At 45.1% G+C, this 2,550-nt stretch carries 2 protein-coding genes; both read left to right on the top strand.

Features of this window, described 5'->3' with window-relative positions; all coding sequences use genetic code 11:
* Positions 1 to 339 precede the first annotated feature (339 nt).
* The gene (locus ACERLL_RS17665) at positions 340 to 1,119 is read left to right on the top strand and encodes a hypothetical protein (protein ID WP_373657414.1); all 780 of its coding nucleotides are present in this window, start codon (positions 340 to 342) and stop codon (positions 1,117 to 1,119) included.
* 175 nt (positions 1,120 to 1,294) lie between these two features.
* Positions 1,295 to 2,476 (top strand): HEPN-associated N-terminal domain-containing protein, encoded by a 1,182-nt coding sequence (locus ACERLL_RS17660; protein ID WP_373657413.1) that lies wholly within the window; start codon positions 1,295 to 1,297, stop codon positions 2,474 to 2,476.
* Positions 2,477 to 2,550 lie beyond the last annotated feature (74 nt).

Genomic DNA, 2,550 nt, shown 5'->3' with positions numbered 1-2,550 from the left:
GGACGACCGCAAAGCGGCGACGGCACGCTCCTTCGTGAGCAATCTGGTCCGGCGGGCGCCGTTCCGGCTTACCCACCCGGGGAACGAGGAAAAGGACACCCACTTTCTAACGAAGCGGGTGTCCTTTAGGTTTTGACGTTCGAGGCGGGAAGTGGGTGTCCCTTACCTCGTAACATCTAGGTTTCTAGGAGGCCAGGTGAGGGCAAAAAGGTGGGTGTCCGTTATAGGTACGCACTCCTTTAGGTTTAAAGTGGGTGTCCTTTAGATTTCGTTTAAACCAATTGAAAATAATCTTTTTTCTTTAGAATCAACCCTAAAATTTCAACATCAGGATGCTGCATGTTTAATCTACAGAAAAAAGAAAGTTTCAGATTCTTTGGTGCCTGGTTTTTTAATACCTTTATCCCCTTAATATTAGGGTCTCTCATATTAACTGGGGCGGTATCAGTTTATAAGAGTAGAGCGGACCTAAACAGCTACACAACTAAAACCGAATTTAAAAAAGCCCAGGAGCAAAGGCTAAATTGTTATTTCTACGGGAAGGATTACCTTGGCGCTGTAAATTCTACTGCAGGAACATTTTATTTAATCAATAAACACATAAAATCGGTATATGAAAAGGGCGCGCCCAACAAAAAGGACGTCAAACTAGCAAAAATACTTCAAGAGCAACAGTTAAAAAATAAAGAAAAACGGGAGAAATATTTCAGAAAATATGAAAGGTGCAATATGCAATTAGCACAAAAATATAGAAATATAGCCATTCTATTGAATTTCAAAAAAGATTACACCAAAAGGTTTGAATCGGATCGCGGTCAAATATCACTTTTAACTGAAAAAAATAAGGAATTTATTCGTAGTAAGGCGGGAAAAATCAACTTTTCAAAAGCATTTAACTTGATGTTAAATGGAACTAATATGGGTGATTTTAATAAAATCCTCAATAAGGCCGACTTTGGTGATTTGGCTACATATTGGAATAGGCAACGGGATATAACCAAAAAAGAATTGGAAGCCAGCCGAAGGGAAAATGAAAAAATAAATGATTTTATTGCAAGAAATTTAAAAGAGAAACTTAATAAAGGGATAATGAGGTATTTGCCAGAAATAATATATTAAAGCACCGGAGGGTTCGCTCTATAGGTAAAATAACCAGGATAGGACACCCACTTGCGGTTTCGAAGTAGGTGTCCTTTAGGTTATTCGGACTGAGTTGCTTCGCTAGGCCGCTTTTTCCAGGAGGCTGTTTCGCCTGAGCCAGTTAAGGCTTAATTCTTGTGGGGATATAGCATTGATGGATATCGGGGAATTATACGTTTGCGCCGAGTGCTTCAATGATCCGGACCTTAAAAGCTTAATTAACAGTTCAGATGAGGATCCTGGCTGCGATATTTGCCGGGGAAGCGACGCGCCGACCGCAAAATTGGACATAATTCTTTCCCACATCCAAAACTGTATTGAGGAGGAGTACGACTTGGCGGCTAATTGCCTGCCATGGGAAAGCCGGGAGGGAGGATGGCAATTTGGAAAAGTTTGGGACACCCATGATCTTGTACTTGACGAAATTGGACTTGAACTCCAGCGGGATGAAGAAGGAATTCTCTTCGAGAAGATCATAGAATACCTCGGAGGCCCCCAGGATTGGTGCCTTCGTAACCCATTCGGGAGGGATAAGCTTGAAATTTTATGGTCGGGCTGGGAGGGCTTTTCTAATACCGTAAAGTACAAAACACGGTTTTTCCTGGACCGGATTCAGGAGGGGGAAAACTCCGAATTAAAAGGACTGGACCCCGATCCTTCCCCCGCGGAAACGCTGAAATCAATCGGGGATATCGCAGAGAGACTCGACCTTTTCCGGACCCTATCAAATGAAACCCCGATTTTCCGCACTAGGTTTTCGAAGAATGGGGAGAAATTAACGACGCCTGAATCTTTAGGGCCTCCTCCTCCACACGCAACTCTAAGCAATAGGATGAGCCCCCCCGGAGTAGCTCTTTTCTATGGAGCCTTGGACCCCGAAACAGCCTTCCAGGAAATCTTTGAGGGACCGGGGTTATTTTCCACCGGGCAGTTCGTTGTCCAAAGAGACCTGTTTCTGCTCGACCTTTCCGGCCTTCCGGATATACCTGGGTTTTTCGCCCCTATCCCCGATTCCCAACCCTGGGGAGGGAGGGAAGCAACCTTCTTCCACCATCTCCTGCGCGACTTCACCCAACCAATTGAGCGAGATGATCGGATCCATATCGAGTACATTCCCACCCAGGTTGTGACGGAATACTTTCGCCTTGAATTCCATAAAGAACAGGAGGCACCCAAGTTAGATGGGATTATTTATCCCAGTTCCCGTGAAGCAGGGGGGGAGTCTATGGTGCTTTTCTGCGGGCAGGAAGCAATCGGATCCAACGATCTCGAGGGAACAGGCCAAGAGGAAGATATTTGGTTGACTTTGAGGTCCGTAGAGCATCGCAGGCTCTAATTGTAAGGACTCGGGTGATTGTCTCCCTCCCCGGAGCCTGATGTATTTTGAGGCGCGGTCGGTGATTGAATACC

The sequence above is a fragment of the Thiohalorhabdus sp. Cl-TMA genome (assembly GCF_041821045.1).
Classification (GTDB): domain Bacteria; phylum Pseudomonadota; class Gammaproteobacteria; order Thiohalorhabdales; family Thiohalorhabdaceae; genus Thiohalorhabdus; species Thiohalorhabdus methylotropha.
This window is presented reverse-complemented; position numbering and strand designations above follow the sequence as displayed.

Bases quoted from the DNA above. Each gene is read 5' to 3' on its own strand.
- ACERLL_RS17660 (WP_373657413.1), top strand. From the start codon at position 1,295: ATGGATATCGGGGAATTATACGTTTGCGCCGAGTGCTTCAATGATCCG.
- ACERLL_RS17665 (WP_373657414.1), top strand. From the start codon at position 340: ATGTTTAATCTACAGAAAAAAGAAAGTTTCAGATTCTTTGGTGCCTGG.